Genomic DNA, 26,482 nt, shown 5'->3' with positions numbered 1-26,482 from the left:
TAAACTAAATTAATATAAAACAACATTAAAATCGTCAGAAATAATAAAAATTAAAAATCGGTGTTTTGAAAACATGCGGATTTTTTAACGAATTGTTTACCCGTCGCTAACCCCATCGCGGGGTCTCCCCTTACAGGGTTTGCGCAATGCTCCAACGCTCGCGGCTCTGATTTATGCATTTTTAGAGGTGCCCTAAAACTGCTATCAATCAACTTTAACGCCGAGATAATTTGCCAGCTTTTGAAAATGCCCGCACCAGTCTTTCGCTGTTTTGTCCGCTGCCTGGCATTTCTGCTTTATATCAGTATATTGTGTTTTTGTTATACCGTAGAGAATATTCTGCGAGGTCTGCAAATCAAGTTCCGGCACAATGTTCATTATGATGCCCAAGGTGTTGGCTATTGTTTCCATCAGTTTTATATCGTCTGGCGAATTTTTAAGTTTGCCCATAAGGTAATTGATTTTCCGGCTTGTTTCATATCGCAGGGTTTGCGTATCAATTTGCAGCGACAGTTTAATAACGTCGTCGATTAATTTTCCAAGTCGTTTGACATTGATTTCCTCGGAGCGAATTTCATCGCAGATGTCTTTATTGATAATAAACTCCGCGGGGTCGCAAAGTGCGCTTGGCAACGGCATACGCATCTTCCGCATCATATGCATAATCGTATAATTACGTTCATAAATACCTCTTAAAATCGCCTCGATTTCTTCTGATGCGGATGTCAGCAGTTCATTGATTACCCGCCGCTGCTGGTCTTTGAACAAATGCCACAGTGAATAATTATTGCCTTTAAAGAATACGCTCATAACTCGCATAACTTCGGCTGTATCGCCATTGGCGAAGGACTTTTTCAAATCTTCTTTCATTTTATTAAACTCTGCGCCAGACGAACGCGTATTTACTGCACAGTTCAGGTTATGGTCTCCGAAATGCAGTACCGCGAAATCGATTAGATGTTTGTCGAGAACTATATTGGATTGGATTGTGGCCTGCCCGACAGCCAGTACCTGAATTCCTTCTTCGATTCGTTCGTATGATTCAATTTTCGTGGAATAACAAAAGATTTCTCTGATTTTATCGCATTTCTCGAAAACTAAAACTGACGCCAGATGAGCGCCGACCCTGTTTAAATCAATAACGTAATTTTTGACAATATTTCCATAAACTTTTTTGCCATTATCGTATTCTTTCAAATTGCATTGTGCTTTTTCAAGAATATTTTCGTATTCCGGCTCTAAATCTTTTTCGAATATTTCTTTGGCGAGCTGAATCACTCTCGAAGCGTACAGCATTATTTGTACAGTTTCAATTCCCGCGATATCGTCGAAAAACCAGCCGCAACTTGTATACATCAGCATCGCGTTTCTTTGCAGTTCAAGAAGTTTCATCGCCCTGATTTTTTCATCGTCTGCCAGTTCTCTGCCGGCGATTTGTTTTAAAAACGCATTGACATTTTCCGGCTGCCTGTTGCTAATTACATTTATATATTCATTTCTCGCCTGCCATGGGTAGTTTGCGTACTTTGCCATTTCTTTTTCATAAACAGGTACAAGCTGGTCCCGCAGCCAATCCATCGCTTCACGCAAAGGCTGTCGCCATTGTTGTTTACCGGAAGGGAATCTACCGCCGTTGCATCCGCAATTGCTGCGCCATCGTTCGATGCCGTGGATACAGCTCCACGAACTGTTTTCATTAATCTCCGCTTCATAGGTCGGCGGAAATTTTTCAAGATACTCGCCGTAAACGGTTATTTGGGCTGATTTTTTTGCCTCAATATAGTGCATACAGTATGCCAATGCCATATCGGTGAATCTGTGATGATGGCCGAAGGTTTCGCCGTCGAGAGCGATATGCGACAGTTTGGCCTTTTCGCCATGGTCTTCTAAAAGCCACAAAAGTTTATCAGCTAATACATCGCCGTGCTGGAGTATTCTTCCTTCCGCGGCGTCATTGGCAATTGGCCCATGGTAGAAGAATAAATTAATTGTTCGCCCTGACGGCAGTTTACACAAATAAGGCTGTGTTATATCAATCTGATCTCGGTTTATATTATACCAGTTGTTATCACCAATCTTGCGGATTCGTTTGGCCTGTGTTGGCGAAAGTATTGTAAATTTGACGCCGTATTCGGCCATAATGTCTAGCGTCTCATTATCGACAGCCGTTTCGGGAAGCCACATACCCTCGGCTTTGCGTTCGAATCGTTTTTCGAAATCTGCCAGCCCCCAGATAATCTGTGTTATTTTATCCCGTCTGTTGGCCAATGGCATTATCATATGATTGTATGCCTGCGCAATTGCTGCGCCGTGACCGGAAAAATTCTTTTGGCTTTGCCTGTCTGCTTCAAGGATACTTTCGTAAACATCAGTCGCGTGTTTTTCGAGCCAAATCATCAGCGTCGGTCCGAAATTAAAACTCATTTTCGAATAGTTATTTACGATGTTTATAATTTTGCGTTCAGGACTTAAAATTCGCGAAGCCGCATTTTGGCGGTAACATTCTTCTGTGATTTTAGTGTTCCAGTCGTGGTAAGGATAAGCGCTGTCCTGAAGTTCAACGTCTTCCAGCCAGGGGTTTTCCCTCGGCGGCTGGTAGAAATGACCGTGGATACAAACATATCTATCCATAAAACACATCCTGTTATTGAACTACATACGAAACAGCCAATAGAAAGTTTATTTGGACAACAAGCAGAGAGAACTCCTATTATTACAGAAGCATATTTAAAAGATTGTTGAAGCGTTATCAAATGTTTTTTTTATAATTTTCAAGATAAGTTAATATAGGGGTTTTAATGCAGGGGAAATTGTTTGCGTTTTAGGTTTTTGTTTGAAATGTACAATAAAAATGTTATAATCTGCACACAACACTGTCGGGCAGACCGTAGAGGAAGAATGGAATACATCAGGATACACTGGTATCGCAGGTTTTAAAATGATTCTTATAAACTTTGGTCTTTCTGTGGGATAGTGAGGACGAATATGCCGGACATTGGTATCGCATTGGAGCTTGGGGATGTAATCGACGTCTCCAGGATTCAGGAAATGATGGACAGCTTTTATAAGCTCGCCCATATTGCGATGGCTATTGTAGACCTGAAGGGCAAAGTGCTTGTCGGTGTCGGCTGGCAGGATGTCTGCACAAAATTTCACCGCGTAAATCCAGTGTCATGCAAGCATTGTCTCGAAAGTGACACGCAGCTTGCCAAAGACATTCCAAAAGGGCATTTCAAACTTTACAAATGCAAAAACAATATGTGGGATATGGCCTCGCCTATTTATGTCGGCGACATGCACATGGGTCATATTTTTATCGGGCAGTTTTTCTTTGAGGATGAACATCTCGATTATGAATTATTTCGCAGGCAGGCGCAAACTTATTGTTTTGGCGAAGAGGAATATATTGCGGCTATTGGAAAAGTGCCGCGAATAAACAGAGATACTTTGGATGCCGCGAAACAATTTTTTATCGATTTTGCGCACAATATTTCGCAGCTAAGTTATACCAACATTAAACTTGCAAATGTTTTAGAGGAGCAAAGAAAGGCACAGGAAACTCTGCGAGTAAATGAAGCCAAACTTCGGACAATTATGGACGCGACTAAGGAGTCGATCTGGCTCCTGGCTCCTGACGGTGTGGCGATTATGGGGAACCAAACCGCTATTGAGCGTTTTGGAAATCAGGATGTGATTGGCAGGTATCTGGGTGATTTTACTCCGCCGGAAGTTCACAAAGTGCGTATGTCGTATTTCAAAAAAGCCGTTGAGTCTGGAAAAGTGGTGGAGTTTGAAGATCTAATTGATGATGTGGTTTATAAGGTGAGTTTATATCCCGTGAAAGATGCGCATGATCGGGTGACTGCCGTTGCAGCTTATGCTTGTGATATAACTGAAAGCAAGAAGGCGGAACTGGAACTGCGCCAGTCTCGCGATGAACTTGAAAAACGGGTCGTGGAAAGAACTGCTGCACTTGCAGAGACTGTGAAAAAACTCGAAGAGGAAATTCATCTTCGCACGTATGCCCAGGAAAAAGTCCGAGCCGAACGCAAGCGGTTTGAAGATGTGCTCGATATGCTGCCGGTTCATGCGGTACTGCTTACGCCTGATTGCCATATCGTATATGCGAACAATTTTTTTGAAGAGCGTTTTGGCAAACATAACGGAAAAAAATGCTATGAACTTATTTTTGGACGAACCGAACTGTGTGAAAATTGCCAAACATTTAATGTTTTGAAAACAAATAAGCCCGTATTTTGGGAGTGGACAAGTCCTGACGGCAGTAGTTACGATATATATGATTATCCTTTCAAGGATTCTGACGGCTCTCCTTTGATTATGGAAATTGGTCTTGATGTCAGTGCGCACAAGCAGGCTTTGAAATCGCTTAAGTCAAGTTCTTTGTATATACGCGGCCTGCTCGAGGCCAATGCTGACCCGATGTTTATAGTCGATTTGAATGGGAAAGTTACCGATGTAAACAAATCCGCTGAAAATGCGACTGGTATCGGGCGGGATGAACTTATCGGCAGCGATTTTTCACAACATTTTACCGAGCCTAAAAAAGCAAAGCAGGGCTGTGAGTTAGTGATGTCAGAAGGTCAGGTACAGGATTATCCGCTCGATATCCGGCTTAAATCCGGGGAAATAATGCGTATGCTGTGTAATGCTACGTTGTATAAAGACGAAGCCGGCAATGTACAGGGAGTTTTTGCTTCCGCGCGCGATATTACAAAGCGGAAAGCCGCTGAAGACATGCAAAACTTCACAAACGCGATGCTTGAATTATTCGCAAAAAAAAGTACCCGCAAAGAGTATCTTGATTCAACGATTGAAATGCTTCGTCAGTGGAGCGGATGTGAATTCGCAGGAATCCGCCTTAACGATGGGAATGGAAATATTCCTTATGAATCTTACGTCTGGTTTGATAAGGATTTTATTAAATTGGGAAATTTGCTGCACGCACATAAAGACAACTGTGTGTGTACGCGGGCGATTACGAAGAAACTTACAGACCATGAGAAAAAGTACAGGACTGCGGGTGATTCCTTTTTCTGTAACGATACAGAAGCGTTCCTGGAATCTCTCTCGGCAGAGGAACGAAAACAATATCGCGGAACCTGTATAAAATGGGGATTCCGGTCTTTGGCGGTTATACCCATTCATTACCGGAAAGAAGTTCTTGGCGTGATTCGTATAGCCGATTTGAAAAAAGATATGGTTCCTTTATCGAAAATAGAATTTGTCGAAATAACGATTTCTGTGATGCTCGGCGAAGCCGTTCACAGATTTAACGCAGAGGCAGAGCTTGATGAATATCGCCGGCATCTTGAGGAGAAGGTTGAATTACGTACGCAGGAACTGGCACGGTCGAACAAGGAACTGGAGCAGTTTGCTTATGTCGCAAGTCACGATTTGCAGGAGCCGCTTCGGGCTGTCGCGGGATTTATGGAACTTTTAAAAAGCAGGCTTGCAGATTCTCTTGAAGAAGAAAGTTTGAAATATATGAATTTCGCGGTTGGTGGAGCTCACAGGATGCAATCGCTTATTCAGGGGCTTCTTGAGTATTCACGTGTTGGATCGCACTCTAAAGCACCGGCGATGATTGATGCTGAAAGACCGCTAAAATACGCGATGGAGCATTTGAAAATTGCTATTGATGAATCTGGCGCTAAGATTACTGCGGGTGATTTGCCGACAGTTAAAATAGACGAAGTGCAGTTTATGCAGCTTTTTCAGAATCTTATTGGCAATGCTATTAAATTTAAAAGTGATAAGAATCCTCACGTTCATATTACTGCCGAAAAGAATGATGGTTTTTGGCAATTCTCGGTGAGGGACAATGGCATTGGCATTGAGCAGGAATATTCGGAACGTATTTTTTTAATTTTTCAAAGACTTCATACACGCGAAAAGTATCCGGGAACAGGTATTGGTTTGTCGATATGTAAGAAAATTGTCGAGCGTCACGGAGGTAAAATTTGGGTCGAATCCCAGCCGGGACAGGGTTCGACTTTCTATTTTACAGTTCCAGAGATAGGAGTAAGCTGATATGAATGGTAACGTAGCAACCTGTCCTATTGAAATTCTGCTTATTGAAGACAGCCCCAGCGATACTGCGTTGACTGTCGAAGCTCTCAAGGCCGGAAAAATACCTAACAGACTTTTTAGTGTCGAGGATGGTGTCGAAGCGATGGCGTATTTAAGGCGGCAGGGCATGTATAAAAACGCGCCGAGGCCCGACCTTATTCTTCTGGACTTAAATATGCCCAGAAAAGACGGCAGGGAAGTGCTTGTGCAGTTAAAAAGCGACCCTGTGCTTAAGGTTATTCCGGTAATTGTGCTGACAACTTCAAGTGCGGATGAGGATGTTTTCAGGTCGTATGAACTTCTGGCCAATTGTTATATCGCAAAGCCGGTGGATTTCAAACGCTTCATCGAGGTTATTAAGTCTATTGAGCATTTTTGGCTCGAAGTCGCGACACTGCCGCCGAGGAAGTAGTAATGAATTAAATGGATGACAACAAAATGCTGCAAGTACTGCTGGTGGAGGATAGCGCGTCTGATGCGCTGTTGCTCAAAGAGCGCGTTAAGCTAACCAGGAAAAATATTTCTTTGAGCATGGCAAGTTCTTTGAGAGAAGCCTTCCGTTTGCTTATGCATAATTGTGTAGATGCGGTATTGCTTGATTTATCGCTGCCCGACAGCAGCGGGTTGGACACCGTAAAAAAGACAAGACAGGAATTTCCTCAACTGCCGATAGTTGTCCTCACGGGCATAGAAGATGAGACAACGGGCGTTAAAGCAGTTCGGCTCGGCGCAGAAGATTATCTCGTTAAAGGACAGGCTGACGGGCAGACTGTTGTTCGCGCGATAAAATACTCGATTGAAAGAAAAGCGGTTGAAAAATCGCTGCATTTGAGTCAGCAGGAACTTCGCTCAATAAATACGGTGCTTGAATTACGCGTCAAAGACCGTACCAGTCAGCTTGAGAACATGGTCGCTGTTTTACAGAAGGAAATAACCAAAAGAAAAGAAATCGAAAAGCAATTTATGGAGCATCAGGAAAAGCTTCGTTTTTTATCGTCTGAAATTATGTTCGTTGAGGAGCGTGAACGCCGTCAGGTTGCGACGCAGCTTCACGATTCGATTGGTCAGCTTTTAGCTTTCTCCAAAAAAGAGCTTGGCGTTTTGGTGTTAAACGCTCCGGAGTCAATTAAGCCTTCGCTGATAGAGGTTTGGGGTATGATAAAAGAGGCCGTTGAGCAGACAAGAACTCTGACTTTTGATTTAAGTCCTGCTTCGCTATATACGTTAGGGCTCCCGGCCGCTATAGAGGAGCTTGGCGAAGATTTCGCAAAAAGAGGAATTTTTAAATTCAAATTCAAATCAGACAATAAGGAAATTCAGATACCCGAACAGATTAAAGTGCTGCTCTATAGGTCTGTCCGTGAGTTAATGACAAATATTATTAAACATAGTCAGGCTAAAAATGTTGCTATTACTTTGAAAGGCTCTTATAATGGCTTGCGGATAGATGTGAGAGACGATGGATTTGGCTTCAACTTAAAAGAAATCAACGCACAGGGCAAAGCAGGTTTTGGTCTGTTCAGCATCAGGGAACGACTCGAGGCGATTGGCGGTAAATTTAAAATTAAGTCGATTAAAGGTAAAGGTACTACCGTTACATTAAGTGTACCCTTGGGGACGGAAAGCAGTAAAAAGGAGTAGAATAATGTCAATTAGGATTGTGTTGGCTGACGACCACAAGATTCTTCGGCATGGTCTAAGTCAGGCACTTAGTTGCGAAGAGGATATGGAGATTGTGGGTCAGGCGGAAACTGGTTACCAGGCTGTTAAACTTGCACAGGAGTTGACTCCGGATATTATGATTATGGACATAGCAATGCCCGAATTGAACGGCATTGAGGCGACACGACAAATCCTGAAAGTGAATCCGCAGGTAAAAATTGTCGCGTTATCGATGCATTCCAACAAAAAATTTATCCACGAGATGTTTAAAACAGGCGCAATGGGTTATCTGCTAAAGGATTGTGAGTATGCAGAGCTGATAAACGCAATCCGTGTTGTTATACGGAATATGACATATCTTAGCCCATCTATTTCAGGCGTCGTTGTTGATAATTATATGGTTCATCAGAGCCGAACCGATGGGTATGACGCATTTGCTGTGCTTTCAAGCAGGGAACGCGAAGTTTTGCAGCTTATCACCGAGGGTATGATAACAAAGCAAATTGCCAGAATGCTGCACGTCAGCCCCAAAACGGTTGAGGGGCATCGCACAAGAATTATGCACAAACTTGAAATTGACAGTATTGCAAATCTTACAAAGTATGCTATAAGAGAGGGGCTGACATCAGCGGAGTCTCATTAATTAAAGGAGTGATTAAAAGGTACAATTGAACAATTGCGATATTTAAAGTGGTCTCAACATTGGGTTCAGAGATTGCTTCGAAGGGAATTATTATTTGCAATTGAAAACATCTCGTATCCCTTCAGCGTATATATACAAATTAGGATAAGCGGTCTCATTATGAAAGTTTTTATGTTAGGTTGGGAATTTCCTCCGTTTATAAGCGGAGGTTTAGGCACTGCCTGCTATGGCCTTACAAAGGCGCTAAGCAGTCAGGGCACTGAAATCACGTTCGTTCTGCCGACTGGCAACGATGCGGGCTGTGATTTTATGGAAATTCTCGCTGCGCAGGGTTATTTACTTCCAGGCGAATTCAAAAATATTCGTTTCAGGACTATTAAGTCAACTTTGAAGCCATATATGCCTGCCAGTGTTAAAGTGGGCAGTTTAAGTCGTACACAGGTCGGCGCAAGTGCCTGGCAGTTCAGTCAGTCGACACAGCAGCAGCATTATGGAACCAACATCTTTGAAGACGTTCATAAATTTGAAGAAAACGCGACCGATATAGCTTCTACTGAAGATTTTGACGTTATTCACGCACACGACTGGATGACATATCCGGCGGCGATAAGCGTTGCGAAATTGAGCGGTAAACCGGTTATTGTTCACGTTCATTCGACCGAATTTGACCGCAGCGGAGAAAATATCAACCAGGAGATTTATGATATCGAGCGTTATGGTATGCACAACGCTGATAAAATTATCGCCGTCAGCAATTACACGAAGAATATTGTAATTAACCGCTACGGCATATCGTCTGAAAAGGTGGATGTTGTTTACAACGGTGTCGAGGACAATGGCACAAGGCGGGAACTCGCTGACAAGAGGGACAAAGTGGTTTTGTTTCTTGGCCGAATTACTTTCCAGAAAGGCCCGGATTATTTTATTGCCGCCGCCAAAAAAGTTCTGGAAAAAATGAGCAATGTGAAATTTGTTATGGCCGGCGATGGCGATATGACGCGAAGAATGATAGAATACGCCGCGTATCTTGGCATTGGCCATAAGGTTTTCTTCACGAAATTTTTAAGAGGCGCAAACGTCAACAGGATATATCAGATGGCTGATTTGTTCGTGATGCCTTCGGTGTCAGAGCCTTTCGGAATTGCCGCGTTGGAGGCTATGAAGAATAATGTGCCGATTCTGATAAGCAAACAGAGCGGTGTAGCGGAAACATTGCAAAATGCGTTAAAGGTTGATTTCTGGGATGTTAACCAGATGGCAAATAAAATCGCAGCGGTACTCAAGCATAGCCCGCTTCGGACAATGCTGTCGGAAAACGGCTTTTATGAGGCTGGGAGTTTTAAATGGGAATCGTCTGCTGCTAAAGTGAATAAAATTTACAAACAGGTTCTTGCCTGTGCATAGATATTACTCAAACTGCCCCAAGGCCGGTTTGAGAGTCGTTAGTTGTTAGTTTTTAGTCGTTAGTTACTGAATCCCGACTTCGTCGTGATGGTATTTTATTTTTTTATATATAAAAATAGTTTCGGCGTTCCAGCCGAATCAATACTTTTGATATTTGATTTTTTATATAGGATGGAATATGGCGTCGGTATGTTTTTATTTTCAGGTCCATCAGCCATACAGGTTGAGGAATTACACGATTTTCGACACGGACAGTCATTACTTTGACGATTCCAAGAATCATCAGATTTGCCGTAAAGTAGCGGATAAATGCTATTTGCCGACCAATCGGCTGATGCTTGAACTTATAAAAAAGTACGAGGGCAAATTCAGGATATCATACAGTATCACGGGCGTAGTGCTTGATCAGATGGAGGCTTACGCCGGCGATGTTCTTGAGAGTTTTAAAGAGCTTGCCGCGACAGGCTGTGTAGAGTTTCTTGCTGAAACATACTATCACAGTTTAAGTTCGCTCTATTCACACAAGGAATTTCTTGAACAGATAGATTTGCATACGCAGGCGATACAGAAGCATTTCGGCCAAACCCCGCGTGTATTCCGTAATACCGAACTGGTGTACAATAACCAGATAGCAGAGCTGATAGAAAGCACAGGAAGATTCGACGCGATTTTAGCCGAGGGTGCGGATCATATACTCGGCTATAAGAGTCCGAATTTTGTTTACCAGCCGCTGCGGTGTCCTAATTTGAAACTGCTGCTGAAGAATTACAGCTTGAGCGACGACATCGCGTTTCGTTTCTCGAACAGAGGCTGGAAAGAATGGCCTTTGGATGCGACAAAATTCACTAAGTGGGTAAACGCGGTTAACGGCTGCGGCTACACTGTCAATCTTTTTATGGATTATGAAACCTTTGGCGAGCATCAGTGGGAGGATACGGGCATATTCAATTTTATGCGTCATTTGCCGGGAGAAATATTGAGGCATCCGGACAACAGTTTTAAAACTGTCTCGGAAACTGCCGCTGCGTATTCGGCTTGCGAACCGCTTGACATACCTTATACGATAAGCTGGGCGGATATCGAACGTGATTTGTCCGCGTGGCTTGGAAATCCTATGCAGCAAAACGCGCTGACTGAATTGTACAAACTTGAAAAGGCCGTAAAGGGCACACGCGACGAAAAAATTATTTCTGACTGGCGAAGGCTTCAGACATCCGACCATTTTTATTATATGTGCACAAAATGGTTTTCGGATGGCGATGTTCATAAGTATTTCAATCCTTATGATACGCCGTATGATTCGTATATTAATTTTATGAACGTTATGGAAGATTTAAGTTCCCGCAGCTCGAAAGTTACACCTGTCGAAACTGCGACTGTGCAGCCGGTGAAGATTAAGAGTATAGTAAAACAGCGATCGCTGCGTACGAATAGGGAAAGGACGTATATTCAGACGGATTCTGAATAAAATTCTTACCGTTATCCGCGGGTAAAGCGAAGCTGGTATAGAATTTTGCAAACTGTGCGACGCGTGAGCAATTATATCAATTGGTATCTGAAGGGAGTTAGAAAATGAAAACAGTCAAGGACATCAGGAGAGTTGCGGCGAAGACACGAAGTGTAATTACGAAGGAAATTAAAAAACTTTACGGTATCAGTAAAGTCAGGGGCGGGGTTGTTTTTACCGCGTTTTATCCTTCAGCTTCGACGGTTTGTGTCGCAGGTGATTTCAACGGCTGGCAGCCGCAGCTTGCGCCGATGAAGAAAATAGACGACAAAGGTGATTGGCAGATAGAGCTGCCTCTTACGCCCGGCAGTTACAGGTATCGTTTCGTTGTTGACGGCCATTGGCAGCACGACCCGCATAATCCCGATACAGAACCGAATCCGTATGGCGGACTTAATTCAGTTTTGAAGGTAAGCAAATAAAATTTTGTCAGGAGCCTGTTGCACAATGTTTTCAAATCCAACCGTTGGATTCGATGGCTGTGTGAGCAGGACGGCTCATTTTTTCTGACATTACCTACTATTATTCAAATTTTAACTATAACATTCACTTACTTTCGGCTGGACGGATTTCATCCCCGACTAATTTGCCGACAAACAACCTTTCTATCAATTCCAGCAGACTTTTCCGCTTCGCCACAACTTCAGAAGGTTATGCGTAGCGCATATCAGCGACCACTCGCTGCGGCATTATTTTGTTGCTTCACCGGCCGGCGGTGTTTTTGAGGCGGGACGATTGAGATTGTTACGAAAATCTGAAAACCATTTTTGCATTACCTGTGAATTTGGGTTTATCTCATGTCCTAAACCCTTCCATGCTTCGAATACAACATTGGCTCCTCTGCCTTGAAAATATGTTGAAGCTTTTTTTGCGGCATTAAGATTTTGGTCTGTTTCACCTGCTCCTATAAAGATGTATCTGTTTGTTAATGGGAAAGTTTTCTGAAGTATGCCATTTCTAACTCCGGCACAAGCTATCAGTGCCCCGGCTCCGATTTGGGGTCGATAGTCAATAATACTTGATACAAGCCAGCCGCCTTTGCTGACGCCTGCAAGAATTGTCATTTTTGGGTCTATCTTGAGTTTCCCCTGCAGCATGTGCCTGACCGCGCCAATATTTTTCATTTCCTGCTCAACATAAATCCTGTATTGAGTTGCAGTCATACGTTCAGATGGCACAGGAGCGAATTCTATGCTTACAATAACAAAGCCTTTGCGTCCTGTTGCGGTTTGAAGCCAGTCTGTCGAAAGCGTTTGCCCCTGACCATGATAATAAAATACCACCGGCCAGTTACAGGTTTCGTTGTAATCGGTTGGTACATAAACGAGGATTTCACCCGCTATTGAACCGAGCCTCACCTCTTTGCCGGGCTCTAATTTATCAGGTGCGGCATTAGGTTCAGCCAAACAGACCGAACCCAATGCTGCAATCAAAATCATTATTGGCAATTTCATATTGCCTTGCTTTAAATAGTTTTATTTATTCAAACAGGAATGAGCCGTACTGTGCTGCATCGCCGAGTTCTTCGTGAATTCGGAGTAACTGGTTGTACTTGCAGATTCTGTCGGTTCTGCATGCCGAGCCGGTCTTAATCTGGCCGACGCCCATAGCAACTGCCAAATCAGCGATTGTGGTGTCTTCTGTTTCGCCGCTTCTGTGGCTCATAACCGCAGTGTAGCCACTTCTCTTTGCCAGGTTGATGGCTTCGATAGTTTCTGTCAAAGTACCAATCTGGTTTACTTTAATCAGAATTGAATTTGCAGCGCCGAGTTTGATGCCTTTTGCGAGTCTTTCGGAATTTGTTACGAACAAATCATCGCCGACGAGCTGGCATTTGCTGCCGATTTCGCTTGTGAGCTTTTTCCAGCCGTCCCAGTCGTCTTCAGCAAGACCGTCTTCGATGCTGACGATTGGATAGTTTTCAACCCACTTGGTCCAGTGCTTAATCATTGCGTCTGATGAAACAGCGTTCTTGGGGTCTGATTTGAAGAAGCTGTATTTCTTTGTTTTTTCATTGAACATTTCAGTTGAAGCAGGGTCAAGAGCGATAGCGATTTGTTTGCCTGCCTTGTAGCCTGCCTTTTTGATTGCGTCGAGGATTACATCCAGAGCCTCTTCGTTTGATTTCAGAGATGGTGCGAAACCGCCTTCATCGCCGACAGATGTGTTATAGCCTTTGTCCTTCAGAACTTTCTTCAGGGTGTGGAAAACTTCAGTTCCCATTCTCAATGCTTCCGGGAAGTTTTCAGCGCCGATTGGCATAACCATAAATTCCTGGAAATCGACATTGTTGTCAGCGTGTTTTCCGCCGTTGAGGATGTTCATCATAGGAACCGGCAGAACATTTGCGTTGCATCCGCCGAGGTATCTGTACAGCGGAAGACCGACTGAAAACGCAGCGGCTTTAGCGACTGCCAGCGATACGCCGAGGATTGCGTTTGCGCCGAATTTGCCTTTGTTCTTTGTGCCGTCGAGTTCAATCATGGCTTTATCGACTGCTTCCTGTGCAAGAGCGTCCATACCGATAATTTCCGGTGCGATTTTTTCGTTGACGTTCTTTACAGCCGTTAATGTGCCTTTGCCCATATAGCGTTTAGCGTTTGTATCACGGAGTTCGACTGCTTCGTGAGCGCCTGTGCTTGCTCCTGATGGAACAGCTGCTCTGCCGAATGCGCCGTCGTCGAGCGTTACATCGACTTCAACGGTCGGATTGCCTCGTGAGTCGAGTATTTCTCTTGCCCTAATGTCAATAATTGTTGTAAACATTTTCTTTATTCCTTTCTAAAAATTTGCCATAGAGTTAATTTTTTTATATATAGCCACAGAGAACACAGAGGACACAGAGGTGTACTTTTTTTATATTACAGTGTTAATCCGTGTCTAAACGTATCGGCGTTAATCCGCGTCTAAAACCCCAGAAAGGTAACGATTTTGCCCCGATTAGTCAAGTCTTAAAGTTAATGGCTTTTTGTTGATTATTGATGCTTCAATTTTTACTCTGGAGTATTTTGATTCATTTTTTTAAATTTAGCAATTTTTTGTCTGTTTCGTAATCTTGATATGCAGATACCAATAATCACAAAAACAATTAAAACTAAGGATGCCCATCTGAAACCATAAAATCTGTCGATAATATTAAAAAATATAAAACAACTAAAAAGTACGCTGAACTGTATTAAATAGTCTAAGTTTGACACGAGTGGTTCATATATTTGTGGTTTGTTGATACCACCATAATGTATTAGCCATGGTTTTTCCAATATTTGCGCTGCGGCTTGTTCAATATCAAAAGGTGTCTTAAACATATAAGAACATTTTAGATTGCCTCTGTCGATCAAATCTTCTCCTATATGAAGTTCGTAATCAATGCCCCCTTTACCAGATGTTTTTGTTTTCATTTGAATTGGTACTTGAGTGCCGCCGTATTGTAGTGATGATTTTGCTTCACTACGAAAGCAACAACCGCCAGATTTTGATACGAGTTTTCTATCAATGAAAAAATAATTATCTGATGCCAGCCAGAGAGTTCTTCCGGAACAAATAGGCCAGAATAATATTTCGTGACCAAGATATTGCAGTCCATATATCATTGATATTTTTCTCTTCGAAGAACAATTTGCGTAACTATATTTTTATTTATAGTAACCTTATCTCGTCCAAAATCAAGGCGAAAATTGTAGATTTGCTCTATATCTTTTGCTTGCATATCCTTATAATTAAACTATATTTATAGAATTGTATCTCGTTATTCGTGAAGTGTGAAGCGATAAAACGACGAAATACGCTTCACGAGATACGCTTCACGTTTTTTTTACAGGATGACCAAATGGGACATATTTTCATAAATCAGCTTCAGCCGGGCACTACAATTGATGACGTTTATATGATTAGTCAGCCGATTTTGCGCAGCACCACTCGCGGCGATTTGTACATCGCGATGTTCGTCAGCGACCGCACCGGCAAAGTCAACGGCAGAATCTGGCAGGCAAGCGAAGAGCTTTTCAACTCACTGCCCAAAGAGGGCTTCGCGCACATCAAAGGCAGAAGCGAAATATATCAAAACGCGATGCAAATCGTTGGCGATAGGATAAATGCTGTTCCTGCCGAGAAGGTGGATATTAATGATTATCTGCCGAGAACGGAAAAAGATGTAAAGCAAATGTGGGACGATACGGTAAAAATCGTATCTGAAATTAAAAATCCATTTTTGAAATCCCTCGTCGGTGAATTTGTTAATGATAAAGAAATGATGAAGCAATTCTGCACCGCGCCGGGCGGAACCGCGAATCATCACAGTTATATCGGCGGCCTTCTTGAGCATACCAATACTATGCTCAATACCGCAAAAGCTATGATGCCTTGCTATCCGCAGCTTCAAACCGACCTTGTACTGGCGGGAATATTCCTGCACGATATGGGCAAGACCGAAGAGCTGACTTACAAAATGGCATTCGGCTACAGCGACAGCGGGCAACTGCTCGGCCATATTGTGATGACGGTGAATATGGTGGAGCGAAAAGCCGTAGCGATGGAAGCGGCAGGCAAAGAAGTTAATAGAGAAATTCTCCAGAGCCTTGAACATATAATTCTTGCCCATCACGGCGAGTATGAATTTGGTTCGCCGAAACTGCCTATGACTGCCGAGGCGTTCCTTGTCGGCTTTTTGGACAATATCGACGCTAAGATTAATCAGGTTACAGGCAAAATAGACAGCGAGCCGGGCGATGCCAACTGGACGGCGTTCATAAAAAGTTTGGATTCTAAAATTTACAGGAAAAGAGTCGTTGATTAACGGAGGCGATTATGGGAAATCTGCTTAACAAACAGCCGGACTATGTGATAACGCAGAGTTGCTGGGGCGAAACTCGTAAATATCTCTACGAAAGCGGGATGCTTTTCAAAGACTTCAAATCCAAAATGAAAATCGGCAGTTTTCCTCTCGTCCACATCACAATGGGCGTTTGCCCGGAAACCGGCAAAAGACTCTGGGCTAAAGGCGTTATCGCAATCGGCAGAAAAGCTATCGGCGTTTTCGCACTGGGTCAGCTTTCAATAGGTGTTATCGCTATAGGCCAGCTTTCGATTGCACTGGGGTTTGCTCTTGCTCAATTGAGTATCGCGGGATTCTTTTCAATTGGTCAGGGTGCGATTGGCGTTGTCGCTATCGGTCAGTTTGCTTACGGTTATTACGCTCTCGGCCAAATTGCTTATGGTCAATATATATTAAGTATGTCAACCAGAGATTTTGAGGCGGTAAACTTCTTCAAAGGCCTTTGGGAAAAATTCTTTGGACTTGCCGGATAAAAAAATGGAACTGGCTCAAAGGCGGATCGCTTTTGCGACGCCGTGTGCCTGTTGTAGCGCAGCGAAAACCCATAAGCGAAGCGGGGTCCCATTTTTGGGTTGAAGCAATTTTATTTACACGCTTAGTCTCTGAATATTTGCTCCGCAAGCGTTTAATTTTTCTTCTATTTTCTCATAACCTCTGTCTATATGGTAGACGCGGTTTATGATTGTTTCGCCATGTGCTGCCAGAGCGGCAACGACAAGGGCGGCCGATGCTCTCAAATCCGATGCCATAACAGGAGCGGCCGTTAATTTCTCAACACCGCTGATAATTACGTGCGGGCCTTCTTTGCGGAGGTTTGCCGACATTCTGCTCAATTCCGCGACGTGCATAAATCTGTCTTCGAATATTTTTTCAGTTATAACGCTGTTGCCGCGGGCAAGACAAAGACACGCCATAAACTGTGCCTGCAAATCTGTCGGGAAACCGGGATACGGAAGCGTTGTGAGGTCAGTTGCTTCGAGATGACTGTCGCACTCAACTTCGCAGCCATCTTCTGTTTCGTCGATTTTGACGTTCATACTTCTTAATTTATTTACAGCCGCCCAAAGATGGTCGAGTCGGCAATTTTTAAGTTTTAATTTCCCTTTTGTAATCGCCGCTGCGCAAAGGAATGTGCCCGCTTCGATTCTGTCCGGAATAATTTTGTATTCTATCGGCTTTAATTCTTTTACGCCGTGGATTATTAATTGAGGCGAACCAATACCTGTGATTTTAGCTCCCATTTTTACAAGACAGTTTGCCAGGTCTGTAACTTCCGGTTCGCAGGCAGCGTATTCGATAATGGTTTTGCCTTTCGCAAGAACTGCTGCTGATAATATATTCGCGGTCGCCAGAACGCTCGACCCGAACGGACCGCCGAGAAAAATATTTGCGCCTTTCAGTCCGCCGTTCGAATGAGCGACGATGTAGCCGTTTTTCAGCTCGATTTTAGCGCCCATTTCCTGCAAACCTCTGACGTGAATATCGACAGGGCGATACCCGATAGCGCAGCCGCCCGGCAGAGATATTTCCGCTTTGCCGCATCGGGCAAGCAGTGGCCCGAGTATGCAGATACCGGCTCGCATTTTTCGCACGATTTCATAATCGCCGAAAGGTTTGTCAATTACAGTTGTGTCAAAAATGGTATTGCCGTCTACGATTTGTTTTTTGCAGCCGAGCGATTCCATCAGTTGCCCCATCACGGCGATATCGCTTAGATTCGGCAGGCCGATGAGTGTGTTCTTGCCGCCGGCCAGAATTGTCGCCGCCATAACCGGCAGCGCTGCATTTTTCGAGTTGCTAACGTTTATTGTTCCGTCAAGCCTCACAGGGCCTGTAATTTTAAAGATATCCATAGCCATAAGTTTAAATCCCTTTATAATGTTGCAAAGAAAGCAATAATCTAATACAAAATGCGGATTATTGCAACAGCAGGGTTAAAATATGATAATATATTCTATTGTTTTGTGGCTGACGTTTCTTGTTGGCGGCGGATTTATCATAAAATGGCTCGCAGAGACGTCATTGGGGACAAAATCTCTCGACAGCGCACCGCCAAGGCCGAATTTTATGCCGTATTATTTCCCGTTTGCTGTGCTTTTGGGCTGGCTGGCTCTTGCCTCGCTGGGTTCGAGCATAGCGGACAGTTTAACTTCGGAGCTAACCGACTGGCGGCAGAAATTCGCCACGTTTTCGTTTTTTTTCACCGTGGAGGTTGTCGCGGTCTTTTTTATTATCTTTTCCGCACAGAAATATTTTGTGAACGGACTGAAAAGTTTTGGTATTAGAGCCAAAGATGTTTTTCAGGATTTAATCTCATCGACAGGGGTTTTTATAATCGTTTGGCCGTTCGTTACGCTTTCACTGGCTTTGGTTGTTATGCTGGGCGAGTATTTTCTCGGTTCTGATTTTCAGATGCAAAAAAATGAAGGACTTGCGGTTCTTCTTGAATATAAGCAAATCAGCTTGAGAGTTTTAATGATTGTTTTCGCCGCCGGCCTTACACCGATTTTCGAGGAGCTTGTTTTCCGTGGTCTGCTGCAAACATATTTCCGTGAAAATCTCGGCTACAAACCGTGGATGAGCATATTTATGGTCTCTGCGATTTTCAGCGTGCTTCACCCCTTAATGCACCTGCCGGCAATTTTTATTTTGTCGGTAGCGATGGGTTATGTGTACGAAAAGAGCGGTTCGCTTTTGCGTTCGATTTTCATTCACTGCATTTTCAATTCTTCGCAGATTGCTTTGGCTCTATTACTTCAATCCTAAAACATCTGCCATCGAATATCTTGCCGCTTTTTTGCCGATAAGCCAGCCTGCCGCTCTTACGGCTCCTGCCGCGAAAGTATCTCTGCTGTGAGCGCTGTGCGAAATCGTTACCGTTTCGCCGAGAGTTCCGAACATTACAGAATGTTCTCCGACCGTATCGCCAAGCCGAAGTGCCTGCATACCGATAGTGCCTTTTTTGCGAAGGCATTCTTTTCCGCTTCTGCTCATGTCCAGGCAATCCGGAAATTTTTTAGCTGTGGCCGCTGCGATTCTTTCTGCCAAAGTCACAGCCGAGCCGCTGGGTGCGTCTTTTTTGAAACGGTGATGTGCCTCTATGATTTCGATATCGTATTCTTCGCCGAGCCTTTTGGCAACTTGTCCGACGATGTCGAACAGCAGATTCATTCCGACGCTCATATTTGTCGCCTGTATTACTGGGATTTTTTTGCCGGCCTCATCGACTTTTTTGATTTGTTCCGTGGACAATCCTGTTGTGCCCAGTACAAGTGCGCAATTATTTTTCAGGCAGTAATTGACTGTGCCTTTGAAAGCGACAGGCAGTGAAAAATCTATAACGACATCTGCTTTTGGCGGAAATTCAGAGGATATTTTAATATTTGTCTGTTCTAAAGTTGTGCCGATAGCTGGGCACCCGGCGGCATCTACCGCTCCGACGATTTCAAATTGTCCGGATTCGGCTGCGATAGCCGCTATTCTTTTGCCCATTCGGCCGGCAGCGCCAACGATTATTAATTTAGATTTCATTGTTTATTCCTTATATATTGCATAAAAATCTAATTTGTACAGCGTGTTTAAATGTCAAACTGTCGTAAGTATAAGCCAAAAAAGGACTTTTGACAAGTTGTTATTAATTGAATAAAGCGAAATTTGCCCTTGCAAAACCAAAACAAATCTTTATACTTACAGGACTAATAAGAATTGAATTTGACTGATTTAAACGGAGCAAAAGAGTTATGTCAAGAGTATGCAGTATATTAGGCAAAAGAACTACGAGCGGAAATACAATATCCAGACGCGGTAAGGCTAAATATTTAGGCGGTGTCGGTGTTAAGACAACCGGCATAACAAAACGCAAATTCAAGGCCAATATCCACAAAGTTACGGCTTTAGTTGACGGCAAAGCTACAAGAATTAAAGTCTCTGCCAAGGCAATTAAAATGGGTCTGGTTCAAAAACCATTGAAAAGAGACTACAAAAAGGCTTAACAGCGTTTTTTAATTAAAAAGTTTAGAAAGGCAGGAATTTATAATCCTGCCTTTTTTATTGGTATTGGTATTAGAGGTTGACAAATAGGGGATAGTGTCGATAGTATAAAGCAAGTTTGTCTGTTATAAATCAAATGGTTTATACGGATTTGAAAATTATTCGCGTCGTCCTCCGCGGTTGAAGCGAAGTGCTGGCATCCCTTTGGGGCTGGCAGCGAATTTACGAACCTCACGATGCGAGAGTAATAATACCAATTGGTATTAGTGGAGGTTAAACTATGCGGCTTACTGTAAAACACCAGGATAGAATCATCAATGAACTACGATTTGCAAAAGGGCCAATTTACATAGGCAGACAAATAGGCAGCCAGGTTTTTCTGCCGGACAGGGCTGTTTCGCGTCAGCATACCGTAATTTACACCACAACGGATGGCAAATGGGTCGCCGAAGACCTTGATTCAGCCAATAAGACATATCTCAACAAAGATATCATTCAGAAAGCCGAAATAAAAGACGGCGATATTCTGAAAATTGCTGATTTTCAAATCGAGATACGCATCGAGGAGAGCGAAAAAGCTGGCGTTCCGATTATAAGCCTTGAAGATACTTTGCATGCGACTTTGCACGATGCGCAGGTTGTTGTGCGTCATCTTGAAAGTTCAGATGCGGCGCTGATAAAGATGCAGGCCAAACGCGGCAAAGATTTCGCTTACGCCGCGAATACGATTTGCAAGTGCCTCGACAGTCAGGAGATGGTCAAAGCGGTTGTGGATTTACTCTTTCATCAGTTTAATCCTTTTCACGTCTGGGTCGGATTGCGAAAAGACCCGCAGGGTGCTGTTGAGTTTTCTAAAGGAAAGTCAATCAGCGGTACTTCTGTAAAATTGGAAGACCTCGCGTTTTCATTGAAAGTCAAAGAGGCCTTGAAGAATCATCAGTATATTCTTATTCCGCGTCTGCCGCTGCGAACAGAAAGCGACAGCAAGGTTAATTCCGCGATTATTGCACCCATTATGAGCGACAAGGAATGTTACGGTGTGTTGTATGCCGATAATTCGCTTGACCATGAGCGTTATGGCGTCAACGACCTTGACTATATGATTTTTATTTCGCTTATGGCTGGGGCGTTTGTGAAAAATATTTAACCAGCACTGGAATCGCGAAGTACAATATTGAAAGCCCTGTTATCAGCCACATCGCCGGCTTAATTTGATTGACTTTGCCGGTGATGATTTTCAGCAGCGAAAAACATATAAAACCAAACGCAAGTCCTGTGCTTATACTGTAGCTCAACGCGATCATTATTATAATTATAAATGCGGGAAATGCCGTTTCCACATGCGTAAAATCAATTCTTCTGATTTCTCTTATCATAAAAAAGCCGACCATAATCAGCGCAGGAGCCGTCGCGTAAGCCGGCACGATTCCAACAAGAGGTACGAATAACGCCGCAGCTAAAAATAAAATTCCGGTTACAACCGAAGTAAGACCGGTTTTGCCGCCCTCGGCGATACCTGCGGCTGATTCGATATACGCCGTTGTCGTTGAAGTTCCCATCAGAGCGCCGAACATTGTCGCGCCGGCGTCGATGGTTAATAGTCTGTCGAGTTCCTTAATTTTACCGTTTTCGCCGCCCATTTTCGCTTCATGGCAGCAGGCGACAAGTGTGCCGATGCTGTCGAACATATCCATAAACATCAGCGAAAAAATCGCGCCGAATAAACTCCATTTAATTGCGCCGATGATGTCAAGTTTTAACGCAATCGCGGAGATGCTTATATCTGTTGAAAAAATAGTATTTGGGATTTGTACTTTTTGCTGCTGCGGAAGATAATTGCTTAAACAAATCGCCAGTAGTGTTGAAAAGAGTATGCCGACAAGCAGTGAGCCTTTAAATTTTCGGATTTCAAGGTAAATCATTGCGATTAAACCCGCCAGGCCAATCAGTATTGTCGAATTTAAGTTTCCAGCCTGAACAAGAGTGGCAGGGTGGGCGATGACAATGCCGAGATTCTGCAAGCCGATGAAAGCGATAAAAAGCCCGATACCGACGGATATCGCCGAGATGAGCGATACTGGAATCGCCTCGACGAGTTTTTTACGCAGGCCGATAATCGTGAGAATCATAAAAAACAGACCTGAAAGAAAAACCACGCCCAGCGCGGTCTGCCAGCTTATTTTCTGCGTGATGACAAGCGTGTATGCGAAAAACGCGTTAAGCCCCATCCCCGGCGCCATCGCGATAGGGGCATTTGCGAAAAGGCCTGTAACGATTGTCGAAAGAGCGGTTACTATGCAGGTTACCGCAACGAGTGATGCTTTGTCCATCCCTGCCTGCGATAAAATCGCGGGATTGACAAAAATAATGTATGCCATTGTGAGAAATGTCGTCGCGCCGGCTATTGTCTCCGTACGTACAGACGTTTGCTTTTCTGAAAGTTTAAAAAAAACGTTCAGCATTGCTCCTCCCTGAATTTATCACAGATGTTGATGCCTGATTACCTTTCCCTGAACCATATAAAAAACATCTTCAGCGATATTCGAGGCGTGGTCGCAAATACGCTCAAGATGCCGTGCGACTAATAATAATGGAACCGCACGGTTTACGCAAGAGCAGTCTTTTGACATATACTCATTGACAAGTTCATCGCAGATTTTATCTTTTAATGTATCCGCTTCATCGTCTGCCTGTACAACTTTTTGAGCGATTGAAACATCTCGTTCGATAAACGATTCGATAGCGTCATGAACCATATTTTGTGCGACTTCGCCAAGTTTTGGAATGTCTATAATCGGTTTCAGCAGAGGTTTGTCTGCCAGTATCTGCACACGCTGCGCAACGTCAACCGCCAAATCCGCGATGCGTTCCAGTTCGGCATTAAGTTTCAGTCCGGTAGTGATGAAGCGCAGGTCAGCAGCCATCGGCTGATAACGTGCCAGTAAATCGATGCATTTTTCGTCGATTGCAAGTTCAAGCTCATCAATTACCTGGTCGTTGTCGATAACTTTTTGGGCACGTGTCTTATCGCCGTTTTTTAATGCTTCTATGGATTCAGTAATCGCCTTGCGGGCAAGGTCGCTGATTTTCATGATGCTGCTGCGCAGGTCGTTCAATTCTTCGTCAAAATGTCTTTCCATTAGGTTTTATCTCCTTAGCCATATCGGCCTGTAATGTAGTCTTCAGTTCTTTTATCTTTTGGTTTCGTGAATATATCTTCGGTTTTTCCGAATTCAACCAATTCGCCAAGCAGCATAAATCCAGTCTCATCGGAAACACGAGCCGCCTGCTGCATATTATGCGTAACGATTATTATAGTATAATTATGCTTGAGTTCACGCATTAATTCTTCGATTTTCGCGGTCGATTGCGGGTCGAGCGCCGAGCACGGTTCATCCATCAGCAGAATCTCCGGTTTGACCGCAACTAATCTTGCGATGCACAGCCTTTGTCGCTGCTCTAACGAAAGGCTAAACGCGGATTTTTTCAGTTTATCTTTTAAATCGTCCCAAAGGTCAACCTGCTGAAGACTCTGCTGCACAACCTCGTCGAGCATACTTCGCTTTGCCGAGCCGTGAATCTTCATACCGAACGCTATGTTTTCATAAATAGAAAGCGGAAAAGGATTAGGCCGCTGGAAAACCATACCGACTTTTTTCCGCAGCGTAACCAAATCTGTCTCCGGCTCGAAAATGTTTTCGTCATTAATCAGAATCTGTCCGGATGTTTTCACGCCGTCGATTAAATCATTCATCCGGTTGAATGTCCGCAGCAAAGTTGATTTTCCGCAGCCGGAAGGACCGATCATCGCGGTTATCAGTTTTTCAGAAAACACGGCATTTACGTTTATCAGCGCCTGAAACTTGCCGTACCAAAGATTCAAATTTTCAACTTGTATATTCATTAGCCGAATTTTCCTCGAATGTAATCGTCGGTCTGCTGGTTTGACGGATTTGTAAATATTTTGTCGGTGTTGTCAACTTCAATTAAATCGCCATTCAAAAAGAACGCCGTCCTGCTGCCGACACGAGCGGCCTGTTTGACGTTATTGGTAACGAGAACAATCGTATAATCTTTTTTAAGTTTGAGCATGGCTTCTTCGACTTTAGCCGTCGAAATAGGGTCAAGACCCGAACAAGGCTCATCGAACAAAATAACTTCCGGCTCGACGGCAAGCGTTCTTGCGATGCAAAGTCTTTGCTGTTGGCCGCCGGAAAGTTTAAACGCTGACGTGCTCAATCTGTCTTTGACTTCTTCCCATAGATACGATTTTTGAAGTGCCTGCTCGACAATTTCCTGTAGTTTCTTTTTGTTCGTGATTCCGTGCATTCGTGCGCCATAAGCGATGTTGTCAAAAATCGACAGCGGCAGCGGCAGCGGCAGGGCGAAAACCATTCCGACTTTTTTCCGCAGCAGCTCGACATCCATTTTAGTTATGTCTTTTCTGTCCATTTTCACGATGCCGCTTATTTTAAATTTCGACTCAAGTTCATTAAGTCGATTCAGCATCCGCAGGAAAGTTGTTTTACCGCTGTTAGACGGGCCGATGATGCTCAAAATCTCATTTTCGTAAATTTTCAAAGTCAGATTCTTCACCGCCGGAGTTGAATCGAACCAGATATCAAGGTTTGTGATTTCAATTTTAGTATTTACCATTTCTTTTGCTTCCTGAACTTGTATCGAATGATGATAGCGATAAGATTCATAAACAGTACAAGAAATAAAAGGACAAGGGCGGTTCCGTATCTGATGCTTTCATCGACATTCGGCACCTGCGTTGAAATTACATAAAGATGATAGGGCAGCGCCATCGCCTGGTCGAAAATGCCTTTAGGCAATCTCGGCAGATAAAACGCCGCGACGGTGAAAAGTATTGGAGCCGTCTCGCCTGCCGCTCTGCCAAGGCCGAGTATCGTTCCGGTCAAGATTCCCGGAATCGCGTTCGGCAAAACGATGTGCCTGATAGTTTGCCATTTGCTTGCGCCAAGCGACAGACTTGCCTCACGGAATGAATATGGCACGCTTTCGAGCGCCTCTCGTGAAGTTGTGATAATCACCGGCAGTATCATAATACCGAGTGTCAGCGAACCGGAAAGAATTGAAGTGCCGAAGTTGAAAAATATTACGAAAATCGCTAGCCCGAACAGACCGTAAACTACCGAAGGCACACCCGCCAGATTAACGATTGCCAGTTTTATCATTCGTGTAAGGAAATTGTCTTTTGCGTATTCGCTCAAGTATATCGCGGCAAGCAGACCCACCGGCAGCGCGAAAACAATTGCGCCCGTAACAAGGTAAAACGTTCCGACGATAGCGGGGAAGATTCCGCCTTCCCGCATTCCTTTACGCGGGATATCGGTAAGAAACTGCCAGCTTATTCCGCCGATGCCTTTCTGAATGATGATAACAACAATCAGACCGACCGGCACAACGATAAGCAGCGTTGCAAGCAGCAGTAAAAAGAAAGCTATTTTTTGTGATTTTTTAGAGTTCATTTTCGTCTGTGCAGGAAAATATCAGCCGTTACGTTAATTCCAAAACTTATGACAAACAAAACTATGCCGATTGCGAACAGCGCGAAATAATGTTCGCTGCCGACGACAGCTTCGCCCATTTCAGCGGCGATTGTCGCAGTCAGCGTTCGCACCGGTTGTAAAATACTATGCGGAAGCACTGCCGCGTTTCCGGTTATCATCATCACCGCCATAGTTTCACCTATTACGCGACCGATGCCGAGCATAACAGCGGCCAAAATTCCAGACGACGCCGCAGGCAGCATAACTCGCCAGATTGCCTGCCACTGCGTTGCTCCCAAAGCCAACGCGCCTTCTTTGTATGATTTCGGAACGGAATAAAGAGCGTCTTCTGCGATTGAAACAATTGTAGGCATTGCCATAAACGCCAGCATAATCGAGCCGGACAACGCCGTTAATCCAGTAGGAAGATGAAAGAGTGTTTTTACCCACGGCACTAACGTTACCATTCCGATGAAGCCCAACACTACGCTTGGAATCGCGGCGAGAAGCTCAATGCCTGCTTTAAGAATTTCTTTTAATTTTGCCGGCGCGACTTCAGCGATAAAGATTGCGCTGCCGACGCCGATTGGTATTGAAATAACTGCTGCGCCTAATGTTACTAAAAGCGAGCCGAGGATAAGGGGCAAAATACCGAGCTGCGCAGGTTCGGAAATGGGATACCATTTGCTGCCGAACAGAAATTTCCCCAAAGAAACAGTTTTTAAAACCTGAAAACCTTCCTTGAGCAGAAATATGAAAATCAATCCCACGAAAAATATGGACGCCAGTCCGCAAAGCAGGATTAATTTTTCTATGAAGAATTCCTTTATCTTACGCAT

At 43.9% G+C, this 26,482-nt stretch carries 24 protein-coding genes; 12 read left to right on the top strand and 12 right to left on the bottom strand.

The annotated features are described in order from the left end of the window. Positions 1-204: 204 nt before the first annotated feature. Positions 205-2,631 (bottom strand): DUF3536 domain-containing protein, encoded by a 2,427-nt coding sequence (locus LLF92_06245; protein ID MCE5340713.1) that lies wholly within the window; start codon positions 2,629-2,631, stop codon positions 205-207. 354 nt (positions 2,632-2,985) lie between these two features. Between LLF92_06245 and LLF92_06240 the strand changes: the two genes are divergently transcribed. From LLF92_06240 to LLF92_06210, 7 genes are all read left to right on the top strand, one after another. Beyond that, complete coding sequence (locus LLF92_06240) at positions 2,986-6,051, top strand: PocR ligand-binding domain-containing protein (protein ID MCE5340712.1); 3,066 nt, start codon at positions 2,986-2,988, stop codon at positions 6,049-6,051. 1 nt (position 6,052) lies between these two features. Beyond that, positions 6,053-6,502, top strand: a complete 450-nt coding sequence (locus LLF92_06235) for a response regulator (protein ID MCE5340711.1) — start codon at positions 6,053-6,055, stop codon at positions 6,500-6,502. Positions 6,503-6,513: 11 nt separating this feature from the next. After that, the gene (locus LLF92_06230) at positions 6,514-7,731 is read left to right on the top strand and encodes a response regulator (protein MCE5340710.1); all 1,218 of its coding nucleotides are present in this window, start codon (positions 6,514-6,516) and stop codon (positions 7,729-7,731) included. Between the two features lie 4 nt (positions 7,732-7,735). Then, on the top strand, positions 7,736-8,395 hold the full coding sequence (locus LLF92_06225; protein MCE5340709.1) for a response regulator transcription factor: 660 nt from the start codon (positions 7,736-7,738) through the stop codon (positions 8,393-8,395). 159 nt (positions 8,396-8,554) lie between these two features. Continuing rightward, on the top strand, positions 8,555-9,799 hold the full coding sequence (locus LLF92_06220) for a glycosyltransferase family 4 protein (GenBank protein ID MCE5340708.1): 1,245 nt from the start codon (positions 8,555-8,557) through the stop codon (positions 9,797-9,799). Positions 9,800-9,977: 178 nt separating this feature from the next. Beyond that, positions 9,978-11,267 (top strand): glycoside hydrolase family 57 protein, encoded by a 1,290-nt coding sequence (locus tag LLF92_06215; GenBank protein MCE5340707.1) that lies wholly within the window; start codon positions 9,978-9,980, stop codon positions 11,265-11,267. A 104-nt stretch (positions 11,268-11,371) separates the two neighbouring features. Further along, positions 11,372-11,728 (top strand): glycogen-binding domain-containing protein, encoded by a 357-nt coding sequence (locus tag LLF92_06210; protein MCE5340706.1) that lies wholly within the window; start codon positions 11,372-11,374, stop codon positions 11,726-11,728. A 267-nt stretch (positions 11,729-11,995) separates the two neighbouring features. Here the strand turns inward: LLF92_06210 and LLF92_06205 are convergent, their stop codons facing one another. From LLF92_06205 to LLF92_06195, 3 genes are all read right to left on the bottom strand, one after another. Further along, on the bottom strand, positions 11,996-12,760 hold the full coding sequence (locus tag LLF92_06205) for a hypothetical protein (GenBank protein MCE5340705.1): 765 nt from the start codon (positions 12,758-12,760) through the stop codon (positions 11,996-11,998). 25 nt (positions 12,761-12,785) lie between these two features. Continuing rightward, on the bottom strand, positions 12,786-14,072 hold the full coding sequence (gene eno / locus LLF92_06200) for a phosphopyruvate hydratase (GenBank protein MCE5340704.1): 1,287 nt from the start codon (positions 14,070-14,072) through the stop codon (positions 12,786-12,788). Between the two features lie 227 nt (positions 14,073-14,299). Continuing rightward, a complete protein-coding gene (locus LLF92_06195) occupies positions 14,300-14,896 on the bottom strand; it encodes a hypothetical protein (protein MCE5340703.1) in 597 nt (198 codons plus the stop codon). Positions 14,897-15,132: 236 nt separating this feature from the next. Here LLF92_06195 and LLF92_06190 point away from each other — a divergent pair, with 236 nt between their 5' ends. After that, positions 15,133-16,098: an HD domain-containing protein gene (locus LLF92_06190; protein ID MCE5340702.1), complete on the top strand. Its 966-nt coding sequence runs from the start codon at positions 15,133-15,135 to the stop codon at positions 16,096-16,098. 11 nt (positions 16,099-16,109) lie between these two features. Continuing rightward, positions 16,110-16,610, top strand: a complete 501-nt coding sequence (locus LLF92_06185) for a hypothetical protein (GenBank protein MCE5340701.1) — start codon at positions 16,110-16,112, stop codon at positions 16,608-16,610. Between the two features lie 114 nt (positions 16,611-16,724). Here the strand turns inward: LLF92_06185 and murA are convergent, their stop codons facing one another. Then, entirely contained in the window at positions 16,725-17,996 is a 1,272-nt protein-coding gene (gene murA / locus LLF92_06180; GenBank protein ID MCE5340700.1) for a UDP-N-acetylglucosamine 1-carboxyvinyltransferase, read from the bottom strand. Positions 17,997-18,078: 82 nt separating this feature from the next. Here murA and LLF92_06175 point away from each other — a divergent pair, with 82 nt between their 5' ends. Continuing rightward, positions 18,079-18,903 (top strand): CPBP family intramembrane metalloprotease, encoded by an 825-nt coding sequence (locus LLF92_06175; protein MCE5340699.1) that lies wholly within the window; start codon positions 18,079-18,081, stop codon positions 18,901-18,903. Here LLF92_06175 and dapB read toward each other — a convergent pair. Further along, entirely contained in the window at positions 18,889-19,668 is a 780-nt protein-coding gene (gene dapB, locus LLF92_06170; GenBank protein MCE5340698.1) for a 4-hydroxy-tetrahydrodipicolinate reductase, read from the bottom strand. The genes LLF92_06175 and dapB overlap by 15 nt on opposite strands. A gap of 209 nt (positions 19,669-19,877) precedes the next feature. Here dapB and rpmB point away from each other — a divergent pair, with 209 nt between their 5' ends. Continuing rightward, positions 19,878-20,129 (top strand): 50S ribosomal protein L28, encoded by a 252-nt coding sequence (rpmB, locus tag LLF92_06165; GenBank protein ID MCE5340697.1) that lies wholly within the window; start codon positions 19,878-19,880, stop codon positions 20,127-20,129. A 278-nt stretch (positions 20,130-20,407) separates the two neighbouring features. Continuing rightward, positions 20,408-21,274: an FHA domain-containing protein gene (locus LLF92_06160; GenBank protein MCE5340696.1), complete on the top strand. Its 867-nt coding sequence runs from the start codon at positions 20,408-20,410 to the stop codon at positions 21,272-21,274. Here the strand turns inward: LLF92_06160 and LLF92_06155 are convergent. The 6 genes from LLF92_06155 to pstC are packed head-to-tail and all read right to left on the bottom strand — an operon-like array spanning position 21,243 to position 26,482. Then, positions 21,243-22,589 carry an NCS2 family permease gene (locus LLF92_06155; protein MCE5340695.1) on the bottom strand — a complete coding sequence of 449 codons (1,347 nt, stop codon included), beginning with the start codon at positions 22,587-22,589 and terminating at the stop codon, positions 21,243-21,245. The genes LLF92_06160 and LLF92_06155 overlap by 32 nt on opposite strands. Positions 22,590-22,607: 18 nt before the next feature. Next, positions 22,608-23,267: a phosphate signaling complex protein PhoU gene (phoU, locus tag LLF92_06150; GenBank protein ID MCE5340694.1), complete on the bottom strand. Its 660-nt coding sequence runs from the start codon at positions 23,265-23,267 to the stop codon at positions 22,608-22,610. A 14-nt stretch (positions 23,268-23,281) separates the two neighbouring features. Further along, positions 23,282-24,031 carry a phosphate ABC transporter ATP-binding protein PstB gene (gene pstB / locus LLF92_06145; protein ID MCE5340693.1) on the bottom strand — a complete coding sequence of 250 codons (750 nt, stop codon included), beginning with the start codon at positions 24,029-24,031 and terminating at the stop codon, positions 23,282-23,284. Next, complete coding sequence (pstB, locus tag LLF92_06140) at positions 24,031-24,783, bottom strand: phosphate ABC transporter ATP-binding protein PstB (GenBank protein MCE5340692.1); 753 nt, start codon at positions 24,781-24,783, stop codon at positions 24,031-24,033. The genes pstB (LLF92_06145) and pstB (LLF92_06140) overlap by 1 nt, the downstream gene beginning before the upstream one ends. Beyond that, on the bottom strand, positions 24,777-25,622 hold the full coding sequence (gene pstA, locus LLF92_06135; protein ID MCE5340691.1) for a phosphate ABC transporter permease PstA: 846 nt from the start codon (positions 25,620-25,622) through the stop codon (positions 24,777-24,779). Before pstA ends, pstB (LLF92_06140) begins: the two co-directional genes overlap by 7 nt. Continuing rightward, positions 25,619-26,482: a phosphate ABC transporter permease subunit PstC gene (gene pstC / locus LLF92_06130; protein MCE5340690.1), complete on the bottom strand. Its 864-nt coding sequence runs from the start codon at positions 26,480-26,482 to the stop codon at positions 25,619-25,621. Before pstC ends, pstA begins: the two co-directional genes overlap by 4 nt.

This window comes from Planctomycetaceae bacterium (genome assembly GCA_021371795.1).
GTDB lineage: Bacteria > Planctomycetota > Phycisphaerae > Sedimentisphaerales > UBA12454 > UBA12454.
The sequence above is the reverse complement of the archived record's forward strand: the minus strand, read 5'-3'. Positions and strand labels throughout refer to the sequence as shown.